This window comes from Hyphomicrobium sp. NDB2Meth4, from assembly GCF_900117445.1.
Taxonomy (GTDB): Bacteria; Pseudomonadota; Alphaproteobacteria; order Rhizobiales; family Hyphomicrobiaceae; genus Hyphomicrobium_A.
The window spans coordinates 146,184-171,272 of sequence record NZ_FPEJ01000005.1; the positions used below are offsets into that span (position 1 = coordinate 146,184).

General features: G+C 63.6%; 22 protein-coding genes. All 22 read right to left on the reverse strand.

Annotated elements, in window-relative coordinates; all coding sequences use genetic code 11:
* Positions 1 to 14: 14 nt before the first annotated feature.
* The 22 genes from NDB2M4_RS09565 to NDB2M4_RS09670 all read right to left on the reverse strand — a co-directional run bounded on the left by NDB2M4_RS09565 (position 15) and on the right by NDB2M4_RS09670 (position 25,086).
* Positions 15 to 893, reverse strand: a complete 879-nt coding sequence (locus tag NDB2M4_RS09565) for a hypothetical protein (RefSeq protein WP_072373862.1) — start codon at positions 891 to 893, stop codon at positions 15 to 17.
* A 57-nt stretch (positions 894 to 950) separates the two neighbouring features.
* Positions 951 to 4,514 (reverse strand): DNA polymerase III subunit alpha, encoded by a 3,564-nt coding sequence (gene dnaE, locus NDB2M4_RS09570; RefSeq protein ID WP_139247178.1) that lies wholly within the window; start codon positions 4,512 to 4,514, stop codon positions 951 to 953.
* Positions 4,515 to 4,602: 88 nt separating this feature from the next.
* The gene (locus tag NDB2M4_RS09575) at positions 4,603 to 5,358 is read right to left on the reverse strand and encodes an ABC transporter ATP-binding protein (RefSeq protein ID WP_083556203.1); all 756 of its coding nucleotides are present in this window, start codon (positions 5,356 to 5,358) and stop codon (positions 4,603 to 4,605) included.
* A gap of 11 nt (positions 5,359 to 5,369) precedes the next feature.
* A complete protein-coding gene (locus tag NDB2M4_RS09580; RefSeq protein WP_072373868.1) occupies positions 5,370 to 6,641 on the reverse strand; it encodes a lipoprotein-releasing ABC transporter permease subunit in 1,272 nt (423 codons plus the stop codon).
* A 120-nt stretch (positions 6,642 to 6,761) separates the two neighbouring features.
* A complete protein-coding gene (gene proS, locus NDB2M4_RS09585) occupies positions 6,762 to 8,294 on the reverse strand; it encodes a proline--tRNA ligase (protein ID WP_072373870.1) in 1,533 nt (510 codons plus the stop codon).
* Between the two features lie 621 nt (positions 8,295 to 8,915).
* A complete protein-coding gene (locus NDB2M4_RS09590) occupies positions 8,916 to 9,167 on the reverse strand; it encodes a DUF1467 family protein (RefSeq protein ID WP_072373873.1) in 252 nt (83 codons plus the stop codon).
* Positions 9,168 to 9,206: 39 nt separating this feature from the next.
* Entirely contained in the window at positions 9,207 to 9,611 is a 405-nt protein-coding gene (gene mce, locus NDB2M4_RS09595; RefSeq protein WP_072373876.1) for a methylmalonyl-CoA epimerase, read from the reverse strand.
* Between the two features lie 70 nt (positions 9,612 to 9,681).
* Positions 9,682 to 11,391 carry a ribonuclease J gene (locus NDB2M4_RS09600; RefSeq protein WP_072373879.1) on the reverse strand — a complete coding sequence of 570 codons (1,710 nt, stop codon included), beginning with the start codon at positions 11,389 to 11,391 and terminating at the stop codon, positions 9,682 to 9,684.
* Positions 11,388 to 12,161 (reverse strand): biotin--[acetyl-CoA-carboxylase] ligase, encoded by a 774-nt coding sequence (locus tag NDB2M4_RS09605; protein WP_072373882.1) that lies wholly within the window; start codon positions 12,159 to 12,161, stop codon positions 11,388 to 11,390. Before NDB2M4_RS09605 ends, NDB2M4_RS09600 begins: the two co-directional genes overlap by 4 nt.
* Entirely contained in the window at positions 12,158 to 13,630 is a 1,473-nt protein-coding gene (gene nuoN, locus NDB2M4_RS09610; RefSeq protein WP_072373885.1) for an NADH-quinone oxidoreductase subunit NuoN, read from the reverse strand. The genes NDB2M4_RS09605 and nuoN overlap by 4 nt, the downstream gene beginning before the upstream one ends.
* A gap of 11 nt (positions 13,631 to 13,641) precedes the next feature.
* On the reverse strand, positions 13,642 to 15,183 hold the full coding sequence (locus NDB2M4_RS09615; RefSeq protein ID WP_072373888.1) for an NADH-quinone oxidoreductase subunit M: 1,542 nt from the start codon (positions 15,181 to 15,183) through the stop codon (positions 13,642 to 13,644).
* On the reverse strand, positions 15,183 to 17,126 hold the full coding sequence (gene nuoL, locus NDB2M4_RS09620) for an NADH-quinone oxidoreductase subunit L (RefSeq protein ID WP_072373891.1): 1,944 nt from the start codon (positions 17,124 to 17,126) through the stop codon (positions 15,183 to 15,185). Before nuoL ends, NDB2M4_RS09615 begins: the two co-directional genes overlap by 1 nt.
* A gap of 5 nt (positions 17,127 to 17,131) precedes the next feature.
* Positions 17,132 to 17,440 carry an NADH-quinone oxidoreductase subunit NuoK gene (gene nuoK / locus NDB2M4_RS09625; RefSeq protein WP_072373895.1) on the reverse strand — a complete coding sequence of 103 codons (309 nt, stop codon included), beginning with the start codon at positions 17,438 to 17,440 and terminating at the stop codon, positions 17,132 to 17,134.
* Positions 17,441 to 17,462: 22 nt separating this feature from the next.
* On the reverse strand, positions 17,463 to 18,104 hold the full coding sequence (locus NDB2M4_RS09630) for an NADH-quinone oxidoreductase subunit J (protein ID WP_072373898.1): 642 nt from the start codon (positions 18,102 to 18,104) through the stop codon (positions 17,463 to 17,465).
* A gap of 205 nt (positions 18,105 to 18,309) precedes the next feature.
* Complete coding sequence (nuoI, locus tag NDB2M4_RS09635) at positions 18,310 to 18,804, reverse strand: NADH-quinone oxidoreductase subunit NuoI (protein WP_072373901.1); 495 nt, start codon at positions 18,802 to 18,804, stop codon at positions 18,310 to 18,312.
* Positions 18,805 to 18,824: 20 nt separating this feature from the next.
* Positions 18,825 to 19,892, reverse strand: coding sequence for an NADH-quinone oxidoreductase subunit NuoH (gene nuoH, locus NDB2M4_RS09640; protein WP_072373903.1), 1,068 nt, complete (start codon positions 19,890 to 19,892; stop codon positions 18,825 to 18,827).
* A gap of 15 nt (positions 19,893 to 19,907) precedes the next feature.
* Complete coding sequence (nuoG, locus tag NDB2M4_RS09645) at positions 19,908 to 22,019, reverse strand: NADH-quinone oxidoreductase subunit NuoG (RefSeq protein WP_072373906.1); 2,112 nt, start codon at positions 22,017 to 22,019, stop codon at positions 19,908 to 19,910.
* A 22-nt stretch (positions 22,020 to 22,041) separates the two neighbouring features.
* Positions 22,042 to 22,293 (reverse strand): hypothetical protein, encoded by a 252-nt coding sequence (locus tag NDB2M4_RS09650; protein ID WP_139247179.1) that lies wholly within the window; start codon positions 22,291 to 22,293, stop codon positions 22,042 to 22,044.
* Between the two features lie 10 nt (positions 22,294 to 22,303).
* Positions 22,304 to 22,639, reverse strand: coding sequence for a pentapeptide repeat-containing protein (locus NDB2M4_RS09655; protein ID WP_072373912.1), 336 nt, complete (start codon positions 22,637 to 22,639; stop codon positions 22,304 to 22,306).
* A gap of 5 nt (positions 22,640 to 22,644) precedes the next feature.
* The gene (gene nuoF, locus NDB2M4_RS09660; protein ID WP_072373915.1) at positions 22,645 to 23,928 is read right to left on the reverse strand and encodes an NADH-quinone oxidoreductase subunit NuoF; all 1,284 of its coding nucleotides are present in this window, start codon (positions 23,926 to 23,928) and stop codon (positions 22,645 to 22,647) included.
* A gap of 13 nt (positions 23,929 to 23,941) precedes the next feature.
* Positions 23,942 to 24,565, reverse strand: a complete 624-nt coding sequence (nuoE, locus tag NDB2M4_RS09665; RefSeq protein ID WP_072373918.1) for an NADH-quinone oxidoreductase subunit NuoE — start codon at positions 24,563 to 24,565, stop codon at positions 23,942 to 23,944.
* Between the two features lie 170 nt (positions 24,566 to 24,735).
* The gene (locus NDB2M4_RS09670; protein ID WP_072373921.1) at positions 24,736 to 25,086 is read right to left on the reverse strand and encodes a hypothetical protein; all 351 of its coding nucleotides are present in this window, start codon (positions 25,084 to 25,086) and stop codon (positions 24,736 to 24,738) included.
* Positions 25,087 to 25,089 lie beyond the last annotated feature (3 nt).

The following is a 25,089-nucleotide window of genomic DNA, read 5'->3' on the forward strand; positions in this document are numbered from 1 at the left end:
CCTGTCAGACAGACTTACTTTCCAAGATCCGCGCGTTGCTCTTTGGGAGCCGTCTGCTCGCGCCGCGGATTGGGCTCCGGCACGCTTGCCGGCTTCTCATAGCTGCTCGTCGCGGAATTTATCGGCAGGCAACCCTTGAAGCGGCCCGCGGCGTCCTCCGAGACAATGGCAATCGCAGTGAAGCCCTGCGCGCTCCACTTCTGCAGCACCGTCAAGCGCTCCTCGCGCATGCCGATGCGCGCATTCGTGCCGGCCGTCTCGCCTTCCCATATCTGGATGAAGACGCAGCTTCCGGCCTTCGCCCCGCGCCGCGCCGGATAATCGACGATCATCCCGCGCTTCAGGCCCGGCGAGGCCGACATGTCCTCGCTGGCCTTCACGTACTTGGCCACGCCCTTGCCGACGATCTTCCCGTAGTAGCGCGACGTCGGATCGGCGACGCAGAAGCTGTTGTCCTTGGCAAGTCGCGTATACCCCGCGAGCTTGCTCGTCTCGAAACCGAAAGGCCCGGCAACACGGAAAATTCCCGCGGGAGTGCGCTTGTCGCCCTCGACCTTCTGCGGCTCGTCTTTCTTGGCGAGGTAATCGTAGTCTTCCGACCAGCCGACGCCCGCCGCCCCGACCACAGCATCCTCAGGCGGCCCGGCGCGCAACCACGATGCATCCGCCGGCGAGCGGCGCTCGAACGTGTGCAGCGTCGCCTTGACCGACGACATATTGGGAACCGTCACGATGATGAGCCGCGTCGCACGATGCAGCGCCCGCGGACAATAAGTGGCGATGGCCTTCCCCGGAGCGACAGTCTGCGCCTGCGACGAGGAAGATGAGACAGCACCCGCCTGCGAAGAATGCAGCGCGAGCAGCAATGCAGCGGCGATAGCTGGACGAAGCACGATGACGAGCCCTTTTGCGCAAATTGTATCGATCAGGTGCTAGGGCTGAGGGTACGTTTAGATATCTAATACTTCGACAACGCCGGGCACTGTGAACAGTGCGCCAACTGCATTCGGCGATACATCGTACCGCCCCGGAATACCAATCTCGAGTGCCTTACCTCTATCGGCCAGCTCGAGGCCCAACCGAATCTCACCCCTGCCCGGCTTTAGCAAAGCCTTGAGCTGGGCAATCGCGCCAGGATTCTTTTCGATCGCGCGCCGGTCGAGCATCAGCTTGATCCCGCCCTGAACTGCCGCCACCGCCGCATCGAGCGCCTGAATACTCTCGACGCGCAGCTTCACGGTGTCACCGTCGCGCTCCGCCGACACCGACAGCTTCACCGGCGTGCCCGGCTCCAGCAGATCGCCAGCAGCCGCGAGCGTGTCGGAAAAGATCACCGCCTCGAACTGTCCGGTTGTATCGGAAAACAGCGCGAAGGCGAACTTGTTGCCCTTCTGCGATCTGCGCTCGCGCGCCGAGATGACGATGCCGGCAAGTGCGCCGTTCGTTGCCCCTCGCTCCGTCATCGCTTCGAACTCGACGTAGCGCTTCACGCCCAGCTTGTGCAGCGCCTGCTCGTATTGATCGAGCGGATGCCCCGAAAGATAAAAGCCCACCGCATCGAACTCGTGCGAGAGCTTGTCCATCGGCGTCCAGCCCATCGCTGGGCGCAGTTGCAGCAGCGGCCCCGACTTGGCGCCACCACCACCGAGCGAGAAGAAATCGGCCTGCCCGTCGGACTTCTCCTGCTCCATCCGCTGCGCCAATTCGAGGATCTGATCGACGTTGGCGGCAACGAGTGCGCGGTTCGGCTCCAGTGCATCGAATGCGCCGGCGGCCGCCAGAGTTTCGATGCCGCGCTTGTTCAGCGCCTTTGGGTTGAGCCGCGCGGCGAAATCGGCAAGCGAGGCAAACTTCCCGCTTTTCTTGCGGTCGTCGACAATCGTCGCCACCGCCGTCGCGCCAATGTTCTTCAACGCCGCCAGCGAATAGCGGATGGCTCCGAGCTTGCCTTCCACCTTCGAAGCCTCAGCGAGGAAGTCCACCTCCGAAGCGTTGACGCACGGTGGCTGCACGGTGATGCCGCTGCGCCGCGCCTCGGCCGCGAACATCGCGAGCTTGTCGGTGTTCGACATGTCGAGCGTCATCGACGCCGCCAGGAACTCCTCGCGGAAGTTAGCCTTCATGTACGCCGTGTGATAGCTGACCAGCGCATACGCGGCGGCGTGCGATTTGTTGAAGCCGTACCCTGCGAACTTGTCGACCAGCTCGAAAATCTCCGCAGCCTTCGCCTTGGCGACGCCGCGTTCCATTGCGCCTTCCACGAACTTGGCCTGATGGCGCGCCATCTCGGCCTTGTCCTTCTTACCCATGGCGCGTCGCAGAAGGTCAGCGGTGCCGAGCGAATATCCGCCCATCACCTGCGCGATTTGAATGACCTGCTCCTGATAGATGATGACGCCGTAGGTCTCTTTCAGGATGCCCTCGAGCATGGGGTCCAGATAGTCGACCGGCTCTTCCCCGTGCTTGCGGTTGATGTACGTCGGGATGTTGTCCATCGGGCCCGGGCGATAGAGCGCCACCATGGCGATGATGTCCTCGAAGCGGTCCGGCTTCAGCCGCTTCAAGCTCTCGCGCATGCCCGTACTTTCGAGCTGGAACACGCCGACCGTATCGGCCTTGGCGAGCAACTCGTAGGATTTCTTGTCGTCGAGCGGCAGTTTGGTCAGATCGAGGTCGATGCCCCGCCCGCGCTTCACCAGCTCCACCGCCTTCTTCAACACGGTGAGCGTCTTGAGGCCGAGGAAGTCGAACTTCACCAGGCCGGCCGCCTCGACCAGCTTCCAGTTGAACTGCGTGACGGGCGAGTTGGTCTTCGCGTCTCGCGTCACCGGCACCAGCTCGACCAGCGGCCGGTCACCGATCACCATGCCGGCAGCGTGGGTCGATGCGTGGCGGTAAAGTCCTTCGAGCGTTTTTGATATCTCGACGAGACGCGCCACCATCGGATCGCGCGCGATCTCTTCCTGCAGCTTCGGCTCGCTCTCGATCGCCTCGGGCAGCGTCACCGGATTGGCCGGGTTGTTCGGCACAAGCTTACACAGCCGGTCTACCTGCCCGTACGGCATCTGCAGCACGCGGCCCACATCGCGCAGCACCGCACGCGCCTGCAACTTTCCGTGCGTGATGATCTGCGCGACCCGGTCGTGACCGTACTTGCCCTGCACGTAGCGGATCACCTCATCGCGGCGATCCTGGCAGAAGTCGATGTCGAAGTCCGGCATCGACACGCGCTCGGGATTGAGGAAGCGCTCGAACAGCAGCCCGAACCGCAACGGGTCGAGGTCGGTAATCGTCAGTGTCCAGGCAACCAGCGAGCCCGCACCCGAGCCGCGGCCCGGGCCCACCGGCACGCCCTGCGACTTCGCCCACTTGATGAAGTCGGACACGATGAGGAAGTAGCCGGGGAACTTCATTCCCTCGATCACGTCGAGCTCGTAGGCCAGACGCTTGTCATAATCTTCGCGCGTGAAGCCTTCCGCCAGCGGCGAGACGGCGAGGCGCGCATCCAGGCCCGCCGCCGCCTGCCGGCGCAGCTCCTGCGCTTCGAGCCTGGCGACCTCTTCAGGCGTCAGGTCCTGATCGGCCGCCACGAACCGCGGCAGGATCGGTTTCTTGCCGCGAGGCCGGAAGGCGCAGCGCTTGGCGATCTCGATGGTATTGTCGAGCGCTTCGGGAAGGTCGGCGAAGACCTCCACCATCTTCTCGGCGCTCTTGAAGTCGTGCTCGGGCGTCACCCGCCGCCGGTTGTCCTCGACCACATAGCGCCCATCGGCGATGCACAGCAGCGCATCGTGCGCCTCATAGTCGGCCGGCGAAGCAAAATAGGCTTCGTTGGTTGCAACGATCGGGATGTGTTTGGCATACGCGAACTGCAGCAGCTGCGGCTCGACGTCGTGCTCGCTTTTGAGGCCATGGCGCTGGATCTCGACATAGAGCCGGTCGCCGAACAGCGACTTGAGCAAATCGAGCCGGCCCTCTGCCAATCCGTGCTGGCCGTCGCGCAATGCCCGGTCGATCGGTCCATCCGGGCCGCCCGTCAGCACGATCAGCCCGTCGGTGTGCTGCTTGAGGATCTCCGCGGTCGAGTATGCCGCTTCGACGTCGGGCGATTCCAGATGTGCGCGCGAGACGAGCTTCAGCAGGTTGGCGTATCCCGCCTCATTCATCGCCAGCAGAGCGATGTTGCCGTCGCCGGGCCCCTGCGCGATCGGCGCGCCGCGCTCGGTCGCGTCATGCCGCCGGTCCTGGAAGTCGATCGTCAGGCTGACACCGACAATTGGCTGGATGCCCGCGCCCGCCAGCTTGTCGGAGAATTCGAGCGCACCGTAGAGGTTGTTCGTGTCGGTGAGACCTAGCGCCGGGAAGTTGAGCTTTTCCGCCAGCTTCGCCAGCTTACCGATGGGCAGCGCACCCTCGAGCAGCGAATAGGCGGAATGCACCTTGAGGTGCACGAAGCGCGGCTGCGCCGGCACGGCAGGCTGACCATCGTTCGGCATACGACTCGGAGCGTTCATGCCACCAGATTTAGGACATTACCCCGCGCCGCCCAAGCGCTCTCATCCCCTCTCCCCATCACACTGCATTCCGCGTGGGGCAGTCGGTTCAGCGCAGCGAGGCCGGCTCCAACTCCACCAGCTGGCCTTCGCTCAGCGTGATGACGCGGTCCATGCGCCGCGCGATTTCGAGATTGTGCGTGGCGATCAGCGCCGCAACGCCCGTGGTGCGGATGAGGTGCACCAGCGCGTCGAACACATGCTCGGCCGTATGCGGGTCGAGGTTGCCGGTCGGCTCGTCCGCCAGCAACAGGCGCGGCTCGTTGGCAAGCGCCCGCGCGATTGCAGTTCGTTGCTGCTCGCCGCCCGACAGCTCAGCGGGGCGGTGCTCGACGCGCTCACCGAGCCCCAGCGACGTCAGAAGCTGCCTTGCCCGCTCCGCCGCCACCTTGCGATTGCGGCCTAAAATCAGCTGCGGGATGACCACATTCTCCAGCGCCGTGAACTCGGGCAGCAGCTGGTGGAACTGATAGACGAAGCCCATTTTCGCCCGCCGCACGCGCGTGCGATCGGCATCGTTCATGCGCGAGCAGTCGCGCCCCTGGATGAAGACCTGCCCTTCATCGGGCGTCTCCAGCAGGCCCGCGATGTGCAGCAACGTGGATTTGCCCGCACCCGACGGGCCGACCAGCGCTACTGCCTGCCCGGGATAGATGTCTACGCTCGCCCCGTTCAGCACCGCGATGCGCCGCTCACCCTGGTGAAACACCCGCACCAGCTTGTCGAGCCGCAACACCGGCTGTGCGGTGGCAGTCTGCTGCCCGTTCTCTCGCAAGGCTTGCAGCTCCTCAACCAGTGCTGTCATGCGACGGTCGCTCATTCGTAGCGCAGCGCCTCTACAGGATCGAGAGTTGACGCCCGCCACGACGGATAGAGCGTGGCGAAGATGGATAGTGCCAGCGCCATCAGCACGATGGAAACCGTCTCGCGAGGCTCCATGTCGGCAGGCAGGCGCGTCAGATAATAGACGTTCGGGTCGAACAGCGTCGTGTCGGTCATCCACGAGACGAGTTCGCGGATGCTCTCGATGTTGAGACAGAAAACAATGCCGAGGACCAGCCCGGCAAGCGTCCCGACAATGCCGATCGACGCGCCCGTGATGAGAAACACGCGCATGATGGAGCCCCGGCTCGCCCCCATGGTTCTTAGGATGGCAACGTCACGCCCTTTGTCCTTCACCAGCATCATCAGGCCGGAAATGATGTTGAGTGCCGCCACCAGCACGATCAGCGACAGGATGATGAACATCACGTTGCGCTCGACCTCGAGCACCGTAAAGAACGTCTCGTTGCGCGCCCGCCAGTCTGACACGTGATTGACCGGCCCTGCCACGCGCTTCACTTCGCGCAGGTAATAGTCGACGTCGTTAGGGTGATCGACCACCACTTCGATCGCGTCCACTTCCGGCCCGCGCGAGAAATACCGCTGCGCCTCTGTGAGCGGCATGAACACCATGGTGCGGTCGTATTCCGCCATGCCCATCTCGAACAGGGCGGCGATCCTGTACGGCTTGGTACGCGGTGCCGTTCCGAACGGCGTCGTCGCACCACGTGGCGAAACCAGCGTGATTGTATCGCCGACATTCACGCGCAGCAGATTGGCGAGCCGCGTGCCGATGGCGATCCCGCTTCCCTCGCCGAACCCATCGAGCGATCCGAAGCGGATGTTGTCCGCCACGAGCGGCAGCGAGCGCATACCATCCTCGCTCATGCCGCGCACCAGCGCGCCCGTCGCCTGCACCGCTGATGAAACCATCACCTGGCCTTCGATCAACGGCATCGCCGCCTTGACGCCCGTCAGCTCTTTGATGCGCTTGGCGACTTCATCGTAGTCGTCGAACGAGCCGCCGATCTTGTTGACGATGATGTGCCCGTTGAGGCCCAGGATTTTCGAGAACAGCTCATTGCGGAAGCCGTTCATCACCGCCATGACGATAATGAGCGTGGCAACGCCCAGCATGATCCCGGTGAACGAGAACCCGGCAATGACGGAAATAAAGCCTTCCTTCCGCCGCGCCCGCAGGTAGCGCAGCGCTAACATCCACTCGAACAGCGCGAACGGCTTGGTATCGGAAGCGGCCGCCGTCATCCCCCACGTACTCCCTCGATCGCCTTGGCCGGGGAGAGCTACCCCGGCATTCGGGCTAGATTGCGTTGCGGCGCACCGGGCCCGGAGGCCCTGTCACCGCCCGGCCACTGACTACCCCGGTCAGTAGGCCCGCCCGATCAGTACGTATTCCTTCGCCGGGTTGCCGGTGAAAAGGCAAGCCCCCTCCGCCGGCTTCTGGCCCAGTGGCGCATTGCGGATTGTGAGCTTAAGCGCTTTCAGGCGCTCGGCAATCTCCTCCAGCACCGCCCCCTCGGGTTTCGACCAGGCAACGTACGCCCATCCCCTGAAGGCCCCGCCTTCGTCGTCGGCCTCAGCAGCCCCGAAGTAGTCCGCCAGCGCATCGAAGGTCTTGATGTCGGTAACGATGTTGCCATCGAGCCGCGCCTTGGCCTCGGCGAAGAGGCTGGCCTGGATGTCGTCCAGCAGCGCAGGAGCCCCTGAAACGAACGCCTCGCGCGGCTGCGTGTGGGAGGCGATCTTGTCGCCGTCACGCAGCTTGTCGCGGCGCATATAAGTGACGTTCCCGCCGGCGGCATCGCGGCCGCCGATCTCGACGATGACGGGAGCGCCGCGGCGGACCCAGTTCCAGCGCTTCTCTGCCGACTTCGTCGGCTTTGCATCGACCAGCACCCGGATGCCCTGCGCCTTGAGGTCCTTTTCCAGACCCGCGCAATAATCGAGCAGTTCCTTGTCCTCGGGCTTGTCGCGCAGCATCGGCACGATGACGATCTGGCGCGGCGCGATCCTGGGCGGCATCCTGAGCCCGTCGTCGTCGCCGTGCGTCATGATCACACCGCCGATCAACCGCGTGGAGACGCCCCAGCTCGTCGTGTGGCAGTGCTCGAGCTGCCCCTCTCGATTTTGATACTGGATGTTCTGTGCCTCGGCGAAGTGGGTGCCGAGGTAATGCGAGGTGCCGGCCTGCAGCGCCTTGCCGTCCTGCATCATCGCTTCGATGGAATAGGTGTTGTCGGCGCCCGGGAACCGCTCGTTGGCAGGTTTCTCGCCGGCGATCACCGGCATCGCCAGCACGCCCTCGGCGAACTCACGGTAGACCTCGAGCATCTTCAGCGTCTCGGCCATCGCATCATCGCGATCGGCGTGCGCCGTATGCCCCTCCTGCCAGAGGAACTCGGCCGTGCGCAGGAACAGACGCGTGCGCATCTCCCAGCGCACCACGTTTGCCCATTGATTGATCAGTAGCGGCAGATCGCGATAGCTCTTCACCCAGCGCTGGAACGCATCGCCGATGATCGTTTCCGACGTCGGCCTGACGATCAGCGGCTCTTCCAGCTTTGCCGCCGGATCGACCACCAGCTCCCCACCGACGTTCTTGAGGCGATGGTGGGTGACGACCGCCATCTCCTTGGCAAAGCCCTCGACGTGCTCCGCCTCCTTGGCGATGAAGCTCATCGGGATGAACAGCGGGAAATAGCAGTTCTCGTGCCCTGTATCCTTGATGCGCTGGTCGAGCTCGGCCTGGATGCGCTCCCACACGCCCCAGCCCCACGGCTTGATGATCATGCAGCCGCGCACCGGGCTCGTCTCGGCCATGTCGCCGTCGCGCACCGCCGCCTGATACCACTCGGGGAAGTTCTGCTCGCGGGAGATGGGTAGCGCGCGCTTGCTCATCGCCCACCCCACATCATCACGCATCGCGTTGCACGCAGCTTGGGTAGGGCAAAATGGGTAAGGCGCATGGTGGGCCTGATCAGCATCAGCGAAGCGCCCGAAGGCGCGATGGAAGGACATGACGGGGGCAAACCCCCGTCGATGCGGCTGGTAGCGTTAATCCGTGCGGGTGGCAACATGCTGCGCCGAACGTCTTGTGCGCATGCGGCCGCCACATGCGCGTGACATCGCAGCCCGCCGTCCGCCGTCTCAACTGGGTGCGCCGCAGCATTGATTGCACGCGCGAATTGCACATTCACGATGGCGCGAAATTTTTTTGGTTCGCGTGCATGAAGCCGCGTGACAGAAGGCCGCGCGTCGAGTAAAGCTACTGACCATAAGGGTGGGTCACAAGCCGCAGAAACAGGTGGCAGACAGCCCAAGTCTAGGGAAGATCGCAGGCATGCACGGCCTACCCTGCGGGGTGGTCAGTCGCTGCCAGAGTGTCGAGCCGGTCAGCGCAACAACGCGGCAAGGCTCCACGAAATAAAAAGCGATGAAGATGCGAGGAGCAAGGTTCGATGGACCTTGCTCTTCGCATTTTTGCGCCGCGCTTTACGCGAGCCGCTTACGAGATCGAGATCACCAGGGAAGGTTCTCTGGCGTGATCAATCGATAGGCAATGATCAAGTAGACCGCGGCAAACACGATCGACGCCACCACCGTGTTGATCAGGAAGATGCGTAGCATCCGCTGCTTGGCCGGCGCGCTGCCCGGCGTTCCCGGCACGACTTCCCCCGCCTCGTCCTGCGTACGCACGCCGAAGGGCAGCACGGCAAATAGCGTGATCCACCAGATGAAGATGTAGATGGCAGCGGCCATCACTCCGTCCATGGGCCGTCCTCCTGTCTTGGCGCGCTTATCGCTGCGCGCTCAAGCCTGCTCCAGCTCGACCAGCGTGCCGAGGAAATCCTTGGGGTGCAGGAACAGCACCGGCTTTCCGTGCGCCCCGATCTTCGGGTTGCCATCACCCAGCACGCGTGCGCCCTGAGCTTTCAGCTTATCGCGCGCGGCGATGATGTCGTCGACCTCGTAGCAGACGTGATGAATGCCGCCCTCGGGGCTCTTGTCGAGGAACTTGGCGATCGGCGAGCCCTCGCCCAGCGGCTCCAGCAGCTCGATCTTGGTGTTCGGCAGCGTAATGAAGACGACCGTTACGCCGTGCTCGGGCTGCGGCGTCGCCTCGGTTACTTCCGCGCCCAGCGTGTCGCGGTAAACGGCGGTGGCAGCGGCAAGGTCCTTAACCGCGATGGCAACGTGATTGAGACGTCCGATCATGGCATTTCCTTCTATCGGGGCCGGGGCGCACCTGGACTGGATAACCGGGCGCCGCATCGGCCGAGTGGGTTCAACCCTTAGTATCGACCACGTTCACGAGCACCTTGCAAATGGGCTTCTTGCCCCAAACCTCGTTGACCGCGGCCCGCACCGCCCGTCGCACCGATTCAGCCAGCGCATCGGGGTTTTTGCGGTTGTTCTGCGGGATCGAGCGCAAGGTGCCGTCGACCGCATCGAGCACCACGTCCAGCATCTCCTCGCCGTCCGCGGTCTCCTGCGGCACGCCGTCGATCACCGCCAGCGGCTCGCCCAGCAACGCCCCCTTACGCGAAACAGCCAGGCTGACCACCACCACGCCCACGATTGACAGCTTGCGGCGCTCGCGCACCGGACCGTCGCCCTCAGGGATTAGCAGTCGCCCGTCGCGGAACAGCCGGCCCACGGGAGCATCGTCGATGATCCCCGGTTTGGGCGCCAAACGCACGATCTCGCCATCTGCCGTCGGGATGACGGTCGGCACGCCCATTTCACGCGCCAGTTCCGTCTGCGCTTTGAGGTGCCGCGCCTCACCGTGCATCGGCACGCAGATCTTCGGCTTCATCCAGCGATACATCTGCCGCAACTCATCGCGCCGCGGATGGCCGGAGACGTGCACGAGCGCCTCGTTGTCGGTCATGATCTCGCAGCCCGCACGCGCCAGGTTGTTCTGAATGCGCCCCACGGCTTTCTCGTTGCCCGGGATCGTGCGCGAGGAAAAGATGATCAGGTCGCCCTTATCGAGCGAGATTTCGTTGTGCTCTTCCTCGGCGATGCGCGCCAGCGCCGCGCGCTGCTCGCCCTGGCTGCCGGTGCACAGCAGCACGACGTCCGATCGGTCGATGTAGCTGAACTGGTCCTGGTCGAGATAGCGCAAACCCATCGGCAGGTAGCCGGTATCCTTTGCCACCTCGATCACGCGATGCAGCGCCCGCCCAGCCACGACCAGCTGTCGGCCGCATGCCTGCGCCGCCTCGGCAATGGCTTTGACGCGCGCCACATTCGAGGAGAACGTCGTCACCGCCACGCGCTTCTTCGCCTTGGCGATGATCTCCGCCAGCGACTGGGCAACGTCCTTCTCCGATGGCGAGATGCCTTCGCGGAATGCATTCGTGGAATCGATCATCAGGGCGAGCACGCCCTCTTCGCCGAGCTTGGCAAGGCGCGCAGCATCCGCCGGCACGCCAATCGTCGGCGTCGCGTCGAGCTTCCAGTCACCGGTGTGGAACACAGTGCCGAGCGGCGTGCGAATAGCGAGCGCACTCATCTCCGGGATCGAATGCGTCAGCGAGAACATCTCGACGCTAAACGGCCCCACGTTGAACTGGGAATCGAGGTCGACCACGTGGATCGGAATCTCGAGGCCATTGCCATGCTCGGCCAATTTCGCCCGCAACATGCCCGCGGTGAACGGCGTCGCATAGACCGGCGCCTTAAGGCGCGGCCATAGCTCGATCACCGCGCCGATGTGGTCCTCATGCGCGTGCGTGATGACGATGCCGGTGAGGTCGCCGCGGTTTTCCTCGATGAAGCGCACGTCCGGCAGGATAACGTCGATGCCCGGATCGAACTCGCCTTCCGGGAACGTGATGCCGCAATCCACCATCAGCCAGCGCCGCTGATCGGGCGGCCCGAAACCGTACAGGTAGGCGTTCATGCCGATCTCACCGAGACCGCCGAGCGCCACAAAAACAAATTCGTCGCCGTATGCGTCGCGGCCTTCACGCCGCTTCGGCTCACTCATGCTTCGCTGTCTTTCTTTGTGAGAGTGACATCACCGAAGGAAAAAGTGCGCACCAGCCCTTCTCCGTCGCGAATGAGAAGGGCGCCGTGCTCGTCAATTCCGGCAAACGATCCGGAAACGGCACCCTGCAAAGTATTGATAGTCAGCGCCTCGCCGATCTCGCCGGCCCGCGCCAGCCAAGCCCGGCGCACGCGCTCAAATCCCTCGCCACCGTGCCAGATGGTGATCCAGTCCTGCATGGTCTGGGCCAGGAAGCATAATGCATCGCGTGGTGAAAGGTTTAATCCGTGCGCGGCAAGAAATGTCGCGGCCCGCCCCAAGTCGTCAGGCGCGGAGGCGAGATTGAGCCCGACCCCGACCACCGCCACGATGCCCGCCTGCGGCATCGGCGAGCTCGATTCGACCAGGATCCCGCCGACCTTCGCCCTATCAATTAGAATATCGTTGGGCCACTTCAACCGCAGCCCCGGCACCCCACCCGCCAGCCGGATCGCGTCGATGGCCGCGACGCCCGCAACCAGCGAAAGCTCACCCGCCTTCGCCGGCGCGCACGAAAGCGCACTGGCGTAGCTGGCGTAGAGGTTGCCCGGCTTCGACGTCCACTGCCGCCCCGACCGGCCGCGCCCCGCACTCTGGCGCGCCGCCATCACCCACAGCGGACCATAGTTGCCGGCGAGCACGCAGCGCATGGCTTCGGCATTGGTCGAGTCGACCTCGTCGAGGTCGATCAGAGAACAGCCCTCCGGCAAACCAGCCGGTGAAAGCGTCATCGGGCGGCAGCGGCAGTTGCAACATGCAGCGAGCGCGCGGCCTCGAGCGCAGCGTCGACCAGCGGCGACGGAATCACCACGAACAGCAGCACGAAGGCGCCAGCCAGCGTCATCACCACGCCCGTTGAACGCACGACCGGCAGGAAGGTCACCTTCGATTCATCGAAGAACATCACCTTCACGACGCGCAGATAGTAGTAGGCGCCGACCACGCTCGACAGCACGCCGATGATCGCCAGCGTATAGAGCCCCGACTTCATCGCCGCGCCGAACACGTACAGCTTGGCGAAGAAGCCCGCGAGCGGCGGAATGCCCGCCATCGAGAAGAAGATCATCGCCAGCACGAACGCCATGCCGAGGTTCTTGTTGGCGAGCCCGGAAAGCGAGTCGATATCCTCCACCGGACCATCCGCCGTGCGCATCGACAGGATGCAGGCGAAGGCGCCGATCGTCATCACGATATAGATTGCGAGGTAGACCAGCAGCGCCTGGGTGCCGGCTTCGCTATTGGTGGCCAGACCGATCAGCGCATAGCCGACATGGCCGATCGACGAATAGGCCATCAGCCGCTTGATGTTCTTTTGCCCGATGGCTGCGAACGCGCCCAGCACCATCGATGCGATGGAAAGGAACACGATGATTTGCTGCCATTGCGTCGCGATGCCGGGGAAGCCCATCAGCAGCGTCCGCACCAGCAGCGAGAACGCCGCGAGCTTCGGCGCCGCCGCGAAGAACGCAGTCACCGGCGTCGGCGCGCCTTCATAGACGTCCGGCGTCCACATGTGGAACGGCACGGCGCTGATCTTGAACGCAAGGCCGACCATCAGGAACACGAGCCCGACGATCAGGCCGATGTTCTGCGTCGCCGGCTGCCCTTGGGCCACCGTCGCGATCACCGAGAAGTCGATCGATCCGGTGAAGCCGTAGATCAGCGAGGCGCCGTACAGCAGCATGCCCGACGACAGCGAGCCCAGCACGAAGTACTTGAGGCCCGCTTCCGACGAGCGAACCTTGCTGCGGTCGATGGCAGCGATCACGTACAGCGCGAGGCTCTGCAGCTCGAGCCCCAGGAACAGCGCGATCAGGTTGCCGGCCGAAACCATCAGCATCATGCCGACGACGGCGAGCAGCATCAGAACGCAGATCTCCGGCGACAGAAGCTTCTCACGCGAAAGCGTATCGAGCGACATCACCAGCACGAGCGCAGCCGCGCCCAGGATCAAAAGCTTCGAAAACCGGCTGAACGCATCGCTGATGAACGCGCCGTCAAACAGCGCCTCGCGCGCCCCGTCTCCGTTGAGGATCAGCGCGCCGCCGATGATAAGCACCATCACCGTCAGCCAGCCCGAGCCGAAGTCCTCACCCGGCGTCACGTCCTTGCGGAACACGCCCAGCATCAGGATCGCCATGGCACCGATCGCAATCACGATCTCCGGCAGCATCGGTGCGTAACCAACAAACGCTTGCATCGAGCTGTCCTCTAATGCTGTGCCGGCTGCGGCGCCGGTTGTGCGGGGATGACGGCCGGCTGGATCTTCGCCGCCGGCGTACCGACAGCGGCCTCGTACGAGGACACCAGCTTCTTCACCGAGACCGCCGTCACATCGAGGATCGGCGCGGGATAGAAGCCGAATAAGATGGTGAGGGCCACCAGCGGCGCCAGAATGCCAATCTCACGCGGCGACAGATCCTGGATGGTCTTCAGCGCAGGCTTCACCAGCGCGCCGTAGATTACCCGGCGATAGAGATAGAGTGCATAGGCCGCCGACAGGATGATACCGCTCGTGGCGAGGAATGCGACCCAGGTGTTCACCTTGAACGCCGCCATCAGCGTCAGGAACTCGCCGATGAAGCCCGACGTGCCCGGCAGGCCGACGTTGCCCATGGTCAGCACCATGAAGAACACCGCGTAGATCGGCATCCGCTCCACGAGGCCGCCATACGCCGCGATCTCGCGCGTGTGCATGCGGTCGTAGATGACACCGACGCACAAAAACAGGCCGGCCGAGATGATGCCGTGCGACAGCATCTGGAAGATCGCGCCTTCGGTGCCCTGCGTAGAGAAAGTGAAGATGCCGAGCGTCACGAAGCCCATGTGCGCCACTGACGAATAGGCGATCAGCTTCTTGATGTCGGTCTGCGCCAGCGCCACCAGAGACGTATAGATGATGGCGATCACCGATAGCGCGAACATCATCGGCGCAAAGTAGTCGCTCGCCAGCGGGAACATCGGCACCGAGAAGCGCAGGAAACCATAGCCGCCCATCTTCAGCAGCACCGCCGCCAGGATCACCGAGCCGCCCGTCGGCGCTTCGACGTGCGCATCGGGCAACCACGTGTGCACCGGCCACATCGGCAGCTTCACCGCGAACGAGGCGAAGAACGCCAGCCACAGCCACCACTGCATGTCGTACGGGAACTTGTACGTCAGCAGCGTGGTGATGTCGGTAGTGCCGGCATGCCAGTACATCGCCAGCACGCCCAGCAGCATCAGCACCGAGCCGAGCAGCGTATAGAGGAAGAACTTGAACGTTGCGTAGATGCGGTTCGCGCCGCCCCAGATGCCGATGATCAGGAACATCGGGATGAGGCCGCCCTCGAAGAACACGTAGAACAGCACCAGATCCAGCGCGCAGAACACGCCAATCATCAGCGTTTCCAGCACCAGGAACGCGATCATGTACTCTTTGACGCGATGGTCGATCACCTTCCAGCTCTGCAGGATCACGAGCGGCATCAGGAAGGTGGTCAGTATGACGAACAGCATAGAGATGCCGTCGACACCCAGCTTGAACTTCATCACATCGAGCAGCGCCCGCTCCTCGACGAACTGGAAGCCGGCGGTCGTCGGGTCGAACTTCACCCAGATGACGATCGAGATCAGGAAGGTGATGACCGTGGTGTAAAGCGCGATCCAGCGCGCATTGCCCTTCGCCTCCGCGTTCAGCACGCCGATCAGCAGCGCGCCGACCAGCGGCATGAACATCACGATCGAAAGGATGGGGGCGGAAGCGAGATCCATCAGTGCGGTCCACCCATGAACATGAAGTAGGTGACGAGCAGCGCCACGCCGATCAGCATGACGAAGGCATAGTGATAGACGTAGCCGGTCTGGATACGCACCGCGCGCTGCGTCACGGCGTAGACACCAGCCGCCGTCCCGTCGATCAGCCCGTTGATGATTTTGATGTCACCAACCTTCCAGAGGAAGTTGCCGAGCCAGAACGTCGGCTTGACGAAGATCGCGTTGTAGAGCTCGTCGAAGTACCACTTGTTCAAGAGGAACAGGTACAGCGGACGGAATGTGTTCGCCAGCGCACCCGGGATCGACGGCGCCCAGATGTAGCCGATGTAGGCGATCACGAAGCCAGCCGCCATCGCCACGGTCGGCGACCACACGGCCCAAGCCGGGATCTCGTGCATGGCGTGCAGGATGTGATTGTGCTCGCCGTTGAAGATCGCCTTGCCCCAGAACTCGTGCTGCCCCTCGCCGATGAAGAACGGCATGGCCGCGCCCGCGACGACCGCGCCGAACGCCAGCACCGACAGCGGGAACAGCATGATCGGCGGGCTCTCGTGCGCATGATCGAACGTGTGATGGTCGGCGCGCGTCTTGCCGTGGAACGTCATGAACATCAGCCGCCACGAGTAGATCGACGTCAGCAGCGCCGCGATCACCAGCGCCCAGAACGCATAGTTGCCGGCCGTATGCGCGGCGAACGAAGCCTCGATGATCGCGTCTTTAGAATAAAAGCCCGAGAACCCGGCCAGATGCGGGATACCAAAGCCCGTCAGCGCAAGCGTGCCGATCAGCATCATCGCCCAGGTGAACTGCAGTTTGGGCATCAGACCGCCCATCTTCCGCATGTCCTGCTCGTGGTGCATCGCGTGGATCACCGAGCCGGCGCCAAGGAACAGCAGCGCCTTGAAGAACGCGTGCGTGAAGAGGTGGAACACGCCCGCCTGATACGCGCCGACGCCGCAGGCGACGAACATGTAGCCGAGTTGCGAGCACGTCGAATAGGCGATCACGCGCTTGATGTCGTTCTGGACGAGGCCGATCGTTGCCGCAAAGAACGCGGTGATCGAGCCGATCAGGATCACGAAGTCCAGCGCCACCGGCGCGTGCTCGAAGATCGGCGACAAGCGCGCCACCATGAACACGCCCGCGGTCACCATCGTCGCCGCGTGGATCAAGGCCGACACCGGGGTCGGGCCTTCCATGGCATCCGGCAACCACGTGTGCAGCAGGAACTGCGCCGACTTGCCCATCGCACCCATGAACAGCAATAGGCACAGCGTCGTCAGAATATCCACCTGATAGCCGAGGAATTCGAACGTCTGGCCCGCGACCCCACCGGCCCCATCGAACACCTGATCGAGATTGATCGTCCGGAACACCGCGAACAGGCCGAAGATGCCGAGCGCAAAGCCGAAGTCACCCACGCGGTTGACGACGAATGCCTTGATGGCCGCCGCATTCGCCTCGGGCTTGGTGTACCAGAAGCCGATCAGCAAATACGAAAAGAGGCCCACGCCCTCCCAGCCGAAGAACATCTGCGCCAGGTTGTCGGCCGTCACCAGCATGAGCATGGCGAACGTGAAGCCCGACAGGTAGGCGAAGAACCACGGCCGCGCCGGGTCTTCGTGCATGTATCCGATCGAGTAGATGTGCACGAGCGCCGACACCGTCGTCACCACGACGAACATCACCGCCGTCAGTGTGTCGATGCGGAACGCCCAGCTGATGTCCAGTTCGCCCGAGGTGATCCAGCGCTCGATCACGACCCGCGCCGTCTCATGCTCGAAGCCGACGCGCCAGAACACGATCCACGACAGCACGCACGAGACGATCAGCAGGCTCGTCGTCACGAGCTCCGAGCCGCGCGCACCGATCACGCGGCCGAACAGGCCCGCGATGAGGCAGCCGATGGCCGGCAGGAAGACGATGGCCGAGTAGATCATGCCCCTCAGCCCTTCATCATGTTGATGTCTTCCACCGCGATTGAGCCGCGGTTACGGAAGTAGACGACGACGATGGCAAGGCCGATGGCAGCCTCCGCCGCGGCGACCGTCAAGTTGAACAGGGCGAACACCTGTCCGACGAGATCGCCGAGATAGTACGAGAACGCCACCAGGTTGATATTCACCGCCAGCAGCATCAGCTCGATCGACATCAAGATGACGATGACGTTCTTGCGATTGAGGAAGATGCCCAACATGCCCAGCGTGAAAAGGCACGCCGCCACTGTCAGGTAATGACTAAGACCGATGGTCATGCCGCTGCCCCCGCTCCCTGCATCAGCTTCTCCCCTCGGCAGCTGGAATGACCGAGCCGCCCGAAGGCACCTTGACCACCTCGACGCCGGTTGCCGGCGTGCGCGCGACCTGCTTGGCGATCGACTGACGCCGGACATTGGCCTTGTGTTGCAGCGTCAGCACGATGGCGCCGACCATGGCAACCAGCAGCACCAGCCCGGCAACTTCGAAGAAGAACACGTACTTCGTATAGAGGACGAGCCCCAGCGCCTGCGTGTTCGAGGCTTCCCGGCCCATCTGCGCCACGGGCGCACCCGGATTCTGCGCCAGCCCGACACCGAACCCGCGCGAGACGAACAGCGCGATCAGCTCGAACAGAACCACGCCGCCGACGATCAGCCCCACCGGCGCATTCTTCACGAACCCCGCCCTCAGCTCCGCGAAGTCGACGTCCAGCATCATGACGACGAACAGGAACAGCACCGCCACCGCTCCCACGTAGACGATGACCAGCAGCATCGCCAGGAACTCGGCGCCCAGCAGCACGAACAGCCCGGCCGCGTTGAAGAAGGTGAGAATGAGGAACAGCACCGCGTGCACGGGGTTCTTGGCCATGATCACCATGGCCGCCGAGGCGACGGCAAGTGCCGCGAAGAGATAGAAAAAGCCTGCCGTCAGCGCCATTGCCTGCGATCCACAGCCTTGTGCCAGCCGCCCGCCCGACAAACCGCACCCGCTAAGGCTCGGTCCGGCAAACCGGCGGCACATCCAACCGCGATAGGGTGAGTACCCTATGCGTCAGTCCAAACCAAGCGCCGAGAGACCTTGCATCCCTTAGCGCGTTCCCTGCCCGTCCCCGGGCAAAACAACCTGCCCGTCACCGGGCAAATCAGCGATACGGCGCGTCCGCAGCCAGATTGCGTGCGATCTCGCGCTCCCACCGGTCGCCGTTATCGAGCAGCTTTTCCTTGTTGTAGTAGAGCTCCTCGCGGGTCTCGGTGGCGAATTCGAAGTTCGGTCCTTCAACGATGGCGTCGACCGGGCAGGCCTCCTGGCACAGGCCGCAGTAGATGCACTTCACCATGTCGATGTCATAACGGGTGGTACGGCGCGTGCCGTCGTTGCGGCGCGGGCCCGCCTCGATGGTGATCGCCTGCGCCGGGCAGATCGCCTCGCACAGCTTGCAGGCGATGCAGCGCTCTTCGCCGTTGGGATAGCGCCGCAGCGCGTGCTCACCCCGGAACCGCGGCGACAGGGGGCCGCGCTCATACGGGTAGTCGAGCGTCTTCTTCTTCGAGAAGAAGTACTTCATCGCGAGGCCGAACGCCTGCACGAACTCCCACAGGAAGAGCGACTTGACCGATTGTGCGACGTTGCTTGCCACGTCTCGAATTCCTTCCCGCCTCAGGCCACGCGCGTGTACTGCAGGACCGCCGCCACGATCACAACCATCACCAGCGACAACGGCAGAAACACCTTCCAGCCGAGGCGCATCAGCTGGTCATAGCGGTAGCGAGGCACGATCGCCTTCGCCATCGCGAACAGGAAAAACACGAACACGCACTTGAGCAGGAACCAGATGATGCCTGGAACCATGTTCAGCGGCACTACATCCACCGGCGGCAGCCAGCCACCGAGGAACAGAATGCTCGCCAGCGCGCACATCGTCACGATCGACACGTATTCGCCGAGCATGAACAGCAGATACGGCGTCGAGCCGTATTCCACCATGAAGCCGGCGACCAGCTCCGATTCCGCTTCGACAAGATCGAACGGCGGACGGTTGGTTTCGGCCAGAGCGGACACGAAGAAGATGACGAACATCGGCAGCAGCGCCAGCCAGTACCAGTCGAGCGCCGATGCGGGCAGTCCCGCGTGCGTGCCGATGCCGGTCTTCTGCGCGTTGACGATGTCGGTGAGGTTCAGCGAGCCAACGCACAAGATCACGGTGATGATCACGAAGCCGATCGACACCTCGTACGACACCATCTGCGCCGCCGAACGCAGCGAGCCCATGAACGGGTACTTCGAGTTCGAAGCCCAGCCGCCCATGATGATGCCGTAGACCGCCAGCGACGACAGCGCCAACAAGTAGAGAATGCCGACATTGAGGTCGGAGATCACCCACTTGCCGAGCGAATCCTCGTTCACCGGGATCACCGCCCAGGAAGCGAGCGCAAAGGTTGCCGTGGCAATCGGCGCCAGCAGGAACACGCCTTTGTTGGCGCCACCCGGAATCACCGGTTCCTTGAAGCAGAACTTCAGAAGATCGGCGAACGACTGCAAAAGGCCAAAAGCGCCGACGACGTTGGGTCCGCGCCGCATCTGCACCGCCGCCCACACCTTGCGGTCCATCAGCAGGAGATAGGCCACGATCAGCAGCAGGCCGACAAGCGTCAGCAGGCTCCAGCCGATCATCATCGCCAGCCAGAGGCCGTAGTCCCACCAAACTTGCCAGGAGCTCTCGGTCATCTTGAATGTCGCTCCCTACTCCGCCGCCTTGAGGCGGGGCGAGTCCTGCATGTTCTTCTTCAGCGCGCTCATCTCCGCCATCACGGCCGAGGAACGCGCAATCGGATTGGTGAGGTAGAAGTCTTTGACCGACGAGACGAACGGCTCGGCAGAGATGCTTCCCGTCGCTTTCGCCAACGCCTTGACGCCGTCGAGCGAGCCGGCCGCAATCTCGTTCAGACGGGCAAAGTGCGGCACGTCCTTGTACATTTCCGACCGCAGCTGCGCGAGCGTGTCATAGGGGAGCGCGTTGCCCACCTGCGCCGACAGCGCCCTCAGGATCGCCCAGTCTTCCTTCGCCTGCCCCGGCGCGAACACAACCCGTTCGGTGAGCTGCACGCGGCCTTCGGTGTTGACGTAGCTGCCGCTCTTCTCGGTGTAGGCCGCCCCCGGCAGGATCACGTCGGCGCGATGCGCGCCGCGGTCGCCGTGGTGGCCCTGATAAATCACGAAGGCACCGGGCGGCACGTCGATCTCGTCGACGCCGAGCAGATAGAGAACATCGAGCTTGCCGACAGCCGCGGCTGCAATCTGCCCGGCCGTGTCGAGCCCGCCCTTACCCGGCACCAGCTGAAGGTCGAGTCCTCCGACACGCGAAGCTGCAGTGTGCAGCACGTTCATCGGGTTCCAGCCGCCGACGTCCTTGCCCTCGATGGCACCCAGCGCAATGCGCGATGCCATGCCGAGGATCGCCGCCCCGTCCGCGCGCGCAACAGCACCCGCCCCAACGATGATCAGCGGCCGCTTGGCGTCCTTCAGAACTTCGGCGAACGAGTGCTTGCCGTCCGCCACTTCCTGCAGCGTCTGGCCGCCCGCGCCGAGGTAGTCATACTTGTAGGTCAGCGGTGCCGCTTCGCCGATCACGCCGACCTTGAGCCCGCCTTGGCGCCAGCGCTTCAGGATGCGAGCATTGAGCACGGCCGCCTCGAGCCGCGGATTGGTCCCAATCAGCAGGATCGCATCCGCCTCGTCGATCCCCGCGATCGTCGAATTGAAGAGATAGCTTGCGCGGCCCAGTGCCGGATCGAGCTTGGCGCCGTCCTGGCGGCAATCGATGTTCGCGACTTTGAGGCGGCTCGCCAGATCCTTGAACGCGAACATCTCTTCGACGCTCGCAAGATCGCCAGCGAGGAAGCCGATGCGCTCAGGAGAAGCCTCTTTCAGCTTCTGCGCCGCCAGTGCCAGGGCCTCGTCCCAGTTCGCCGGACGCAGCCTGCCGGCTTCGCGCACATATGGCTGGTCGAGCCGCTGCATGCGAAGGCCATCGCACGCAAAGCGCGTCTTGTCGGAGATCCACTCCTCGTTCACGTCGTCGTTGTTGCGCGGAAGCACGCGCAGCACCGCCTTGCCGCGTGAATCGACGCGGATCGCCGAACCCAGCGCGTCCATCACGTCGATCGACTCGGTCTTATCCAGCTCCCAAGGCCGCGCGATGTAAGACCACGGCCGATGCGTCAGCGCGCCGACCGGGCACAGGTCGTTCACGTTCGCGCTCATCTCCGACAGGATGCCGCGATCGAGATACGTGGTGATCTCCATGTCCTCGCCGCGGCTGATCGCGCCGAGCTCTTCCACGCCCGCAACCTCTGTCATGAAGCGGATGCAGCGCGTGCAGTGGATGCAGCGGTTCATGAACGTCTTGATCAGCGGGCCGATGTACTTCTCTTCAACCGCGCGCTTGTTCTCGTCATAGCGCGAGCCGCCGACGCCATAGGCCATCGCCTGGTCTTGCAGGTCGCACTCGCCGCCCTGATCGCAGATCGGACAATCCAGCGGATGGTTGATCAGCAGGAATTCCATCACGCCTTCGCGCGCCGCCTTCACCATCGGGCTGGCGGTGAGCACCTTGCGCGGCGCGCCGTCCTTGTTCGGCGGCAGATCCGTCACGCCCATCGCGCACGAGGCGATCGGCTTCGGAATCCCCTCCACTTCGACCAGACACATGCGGCAGTTGCCGGCGATCGACAGGCGCTCGTGGTAGCAGAAGCGCGGGATCTCGACGCCCGCCATCTCGCAAGCCTGCAGGATCGTCGTCCCGGGCTCGACCTCGATTTGCTTGCCGTCGATGATGATTGGCTTCGTCGTCATGTAATCCTACCCGGTCAGCCCGTCATCGCGTTGCGATGGCGAGCACGGCGAGCCCCCCGATGAACAGGCCGAGCGACACCCAGCCCTTGGCGTATGGCGACAGCGGAACCCCGGCCCAGCGCTGCGCGATCCACACGCCGCCGCCGTAGCCGAGCAGCGCACCGATCACCGCGCCGATCCAGCCGAGAATGAGATAGCCGATCGTACCGAGCACCAGCGCCCCGACGACAGCCGGGAGCGTGAACGATGCAATGATCAGCGCCAACAGATCCACGTGCAAACCTTCATTTGGCTTTCGGCGCGGTAACGGCAGCATCTTCCGATTTAGCGTGCACCGCCCACACCTTCAAAAGATCACCGATCTCGATGCCGTCTATTGTCATTCCCTGCATCTGGCATCCGGAAAGGGAAGCGCCCGCAAGGTTGGCATCCTCAACCCGTAATCCAGCAAGATTCACGTTACGCACGCGCCAGCCCGACATGTTGATGTCGTGAAACGTGCCACCCGACATGTTCACGTTCTCATAGGTCGAACCCGACAGGTTCACATCGTCGAAATGCGAGCCCGATAGATCGCTGACACTTACGTCCAACCGATGTTTCTCGCGGTGGATTTTCATGCGACCTATTCCGCCGCCTCTCTCGCGAGGGCCTTGCGTGCTTCGATCCGCTCTTCGATCACGTGCCGGTAGTTGCGCAACAGGCCCTGTACCGGCCACGCCGCGGCATCACCCAGCGCACAGATCGTGTGCCCCTCGACCTGCTTCGTCACGTTGTAGAGAAGATCGATCTCGCGCAGCTCCGCTTCCCCGCGCTGCATCCGATCCAGCACGCGGAACATCCAGCCCGTGCCCTCGCGGCATGGCGTGCACTGGCCGCAGCTCTCGTGCTTGTAGAAGTAGGCGATGCGCGTGATCGCTTTGATGATGTCGGTGGACTTGTCCATGACGATCACCGCCGCCGTGCCGAGGCCCGACTTCAGCTTCACCAGCGCATCGAAATCCATCGTCAGGTCGTTGCACTGCTCGGCCGGGATCATCGGCATCGAGGAGCCGCCGGGGATCGCGCACAGCAGGTTGTCCCAGCCGCCGCGCACGCCGCCGCAATGCTTGTCGATCAACTCGCGCAGCGGGATGCCCATCTCCTCCTCGACCACGCACGGATTGTTCACGTGGCCGGAGATCTGGAACAGCTTGGTGCCGGTGTTGTTGGGCTTGCCGAGCGAGGCGAACCATGCGCCGCCCCGGCGCAGGATGTCGCCCACAACCGCGATGCTCTCGACGTTGTTCACCGTGGTCGGCGCGCCATAGAGGCCGACGTTGGCCGGGAACGGCGGCTTCAGCCGCGGCATGCCCTTCTTGCCTTCAATCGACTCGATCAGCGCCGTCTCTTCGCCGCAGATGTAGGCACCCGCGCCGTGATGGATGACGATGTCAAAATCCCAGCCGTGGACGTTGTCCTTGCCGATCAGCTTCGCGTCGTAGGCCTCGTCGACCGCCGCCTGCAGCCGCTCGCGCTCGCGGATGAACTCGCCGCGGATATAGATGAAGCACGTGTGCGCGCGCATCGCGAACGAGGCGAGCAGCGCGCCCTCGATCAGCAGGTGCGGATCGTGCCGCATGATCTCGCGGTCTTTGCACGAGCCGGGCTCGGACTCATCGCCGTTGATGACGAGATAAGACGGCCGCGCATCGTTCTTCGGCATGAACGACCACTTGAGGCCGGTCGGGAAGCCGGCACCGCCGCGTCCGCGCAACCCCGAGGTCTTCACCTCGTTGATGATCCAGTCGTGGCCGTTCTCGATGAAGCCCTTGGTGCCATCCCACGCGCCGCGCGCCCGCGCCGCCGGCAGCCGCCAGTCGTGGAAGCCGTAGAGGTTACGGAAGATCCGGTCTTTGTCCTGCAGCATCGCAGTCCTCTCCTCAGACCTTTTCCGCTTTCAGCGTCGGATCGGCCAGCAGCGTCGTCGGACCTCCCGCGGGGCACGACGTCTGCCGGCCCGTCTGCGAGCCGGGCTTCAGCGGGCGGCCCTTCTCCAGATCCTGCAGGATCTTGGCGAACAGCTCAGGATCGAGATCCTCGTAGGTGTCCTTGCCGATCTGCACGACCGGCGCATTGGCGCAGCAGCCGAGGCATTCGACCTCTTCCCACGAGAAATCACCGTCCTTCGACAACTCGTGCGGATGTTCGGCGATGTGCTCCTTGCACATCTCGATGATCGCATCCGATCCGCGCAGCATGCACGGCGTCGTACCGCAAACTTGCAGGTGGGCCTTCTTTCCCACCGGAGCAAGCTGGAACATCGTATAGAAAGTCGCGATCTCGAGGGCGCGGATATAGGCCATGCCCAGCATATCGGCGATGGCGCGGATGGCGGGCTCGGTCGTCCAGCCTTCCTGCTCCTGGGCGCGCCACAACAGAGCAATCACCGCGGACGCCTCTTTTCCGGCGGGATATTTGGCGATCTCACGCTGCGCCCAGGCCTGGTTTTCCGGCGTGAACGCGAAACTCAGCGGCTGCTCTGGATATAAGCGGCGGACTGCCAAGGCGGGAACCTCTCGGGATCTTTCAGCGGGCGCCCGCGGAGGAGGCCCGGATCGGTTCTGCTCGGCGATTACTCTCGCCGATATTGTCGCAGCGCACAATCACCCGTTCACTACGTCTAACGCAAACGTAACGCAAGCGTGCGCGGCCGCGCACCTTGATTGACGTCAACTCAGCTGACACCCGGTAGCGCACCCGCCCACGCGCCAGCGAGCAGCAGAGCCGCCACAGGCGCGAAGAACAGCGATGTTTGCGAAGCGACGCGCAGGAAGCCGCTCCAGAAAATCGCAAGTCCGACACCGAAGATCAGGATTACCGCGCCACCGTCCATCGGCCCGCGCACGAGCGCGAGCGCAACGCCAGCGGCAATAGAAGAAACTGCGATCAGAAGCGTCAGCGTCGGCAGACGCTCCTGCGCCTCGCCCAGCGGCCAGCCTGCTCTCTCCGCAATCGGACGATAGAGCGCGAGCGACAGGCCCCACCCAATCGCGCCAATCGCCAGAAAGAACATGAGGTCGATCATGGC

Bases quoted from the DNA above. Each gene is read 5' to 3' on its own strand.
- proS (WP_072373870.1), bottom strand. From the start codon at position 8,294: ATGAGCAAGCGCGCGCTACCCATCTCCCGCGAGCAGAACTTCCCCGAG.
- NDB2M4_RS09590 (WP_072373873.1), bottom strand. From the start codon at position 9,167: ATGGACGGAGTGATGGCCGCTGCCATCTACATCTTCATCTGGTGGATC.
- nuoL (WP_072373891.1), bottom strand. From the start codon at position 17,126: ATGATCTACTCGGCCATCGTCTTCCTGCCGGCCATCGGCTGCCTCATC.
- mce (WP_072373876.1), bottom strand. From the start codon at position 9,611: ATGATCGGACGTCTCAATCACGTTGCCATCGCGGTTAAGGACCTTGCC.
- dnaE (WP_139247178.1), bottom strand. From the start codon at position 4,514: ATGAACGCTCCGAGTCGTATGCCGAACGATGGTCAGCCTGCCGTGCCG.
- NDB2M4_RS09670 (WP_072373921.1), bottom strand. From the start codon at position 25,086: ATGATCGACCTCATGTTCTTTCTGGCGATTGGCGCGATTGGGTGGGGC.
- nuoK (WP_072373895.1), bottom strand. From the start codon at position 17,440: ATGACCATCGGTCTTAGTCATTACCTGACAGTGGCGGCGTGCCTTTTC.
- NDB2M4_RS09630 (WP_072373898.1), bottom strand. From the start codon at position 18,104: ATGGCGCTGACGGCAGGCTTTTTCTATCTCTTCGCGGCACTTGCCGTC.
- nuoN (WP_072373885.1), bottom strand. From the start codon at position 13,630: ATGCAAGCGTTTGTTGGTTACGCACCGATGCTGCCGGAGATCGTGATT.
- NDB2M4_RS09605 (WP_072373882.1), bottom strand. From the start codon at position 12,161: ATGACGCTTTCACCGGCTGGTTTGCCGGAGGGCTGTTCTCTGATCGAC.
- NDB2M4_RS09615 (WP_072373888.1), bottom strand. From the start codon at position 15,183: ATGGATCTCGCTTCCGCCCCCATCCTTTCGATCGTGATGTTCATGCCG.
- NDB2M4_RS09575 (WP_083556203.1), bottom strand. From the start codon at position 5,358: ATGACAGCACTGGTTGAGGAGCTGCAAGCCTTGCGAGAGAACGGGCAG.
- NDB2M4_RS09600 (WP_072373879.1), bottom strand. From the start codon at position 11,391: ATGAGTGAGCCGAAGCGGCGTGAAGGCCGCGACGCATACGGCGACGAA.
- NDB2M4_RS09580 (WP_072373868.1), bottom strand. From the start codon at position 6,641: ATGACGGCGGCCGCTTCCGATACCAAGCCGTTCGCGCTGTTCGAGTGG.
- nuoH (WP_072373903.1), bottom strand. From the start codon at position 19,892: ATGACCGAGAGCTCCTGGCAAGTTTGGTGGGACTACGGCCTCTGGCTG.
- nuoF (WP_072373915.1), bottom strand. From the start codon at position 23,928: ATGCTGCAGGACAAAGACCGGATCTTCCGTAACCTCTACGGCTTCCAC.
- NDB2M4_RS09655 (WP_072373912.1), bottom strand. From the start codon at position 22,639: ATGAAAATCCACCGCGAGAAACATCGGTTGGACGTAAGTGTCAGCGAT.
- nuoG (WP_072373906.1), bottom strand. From the start codon at position 22,019: ATGACGACGAAGCCAATCATCATCGACGGCAAGCAAATCGAGGTCGAG.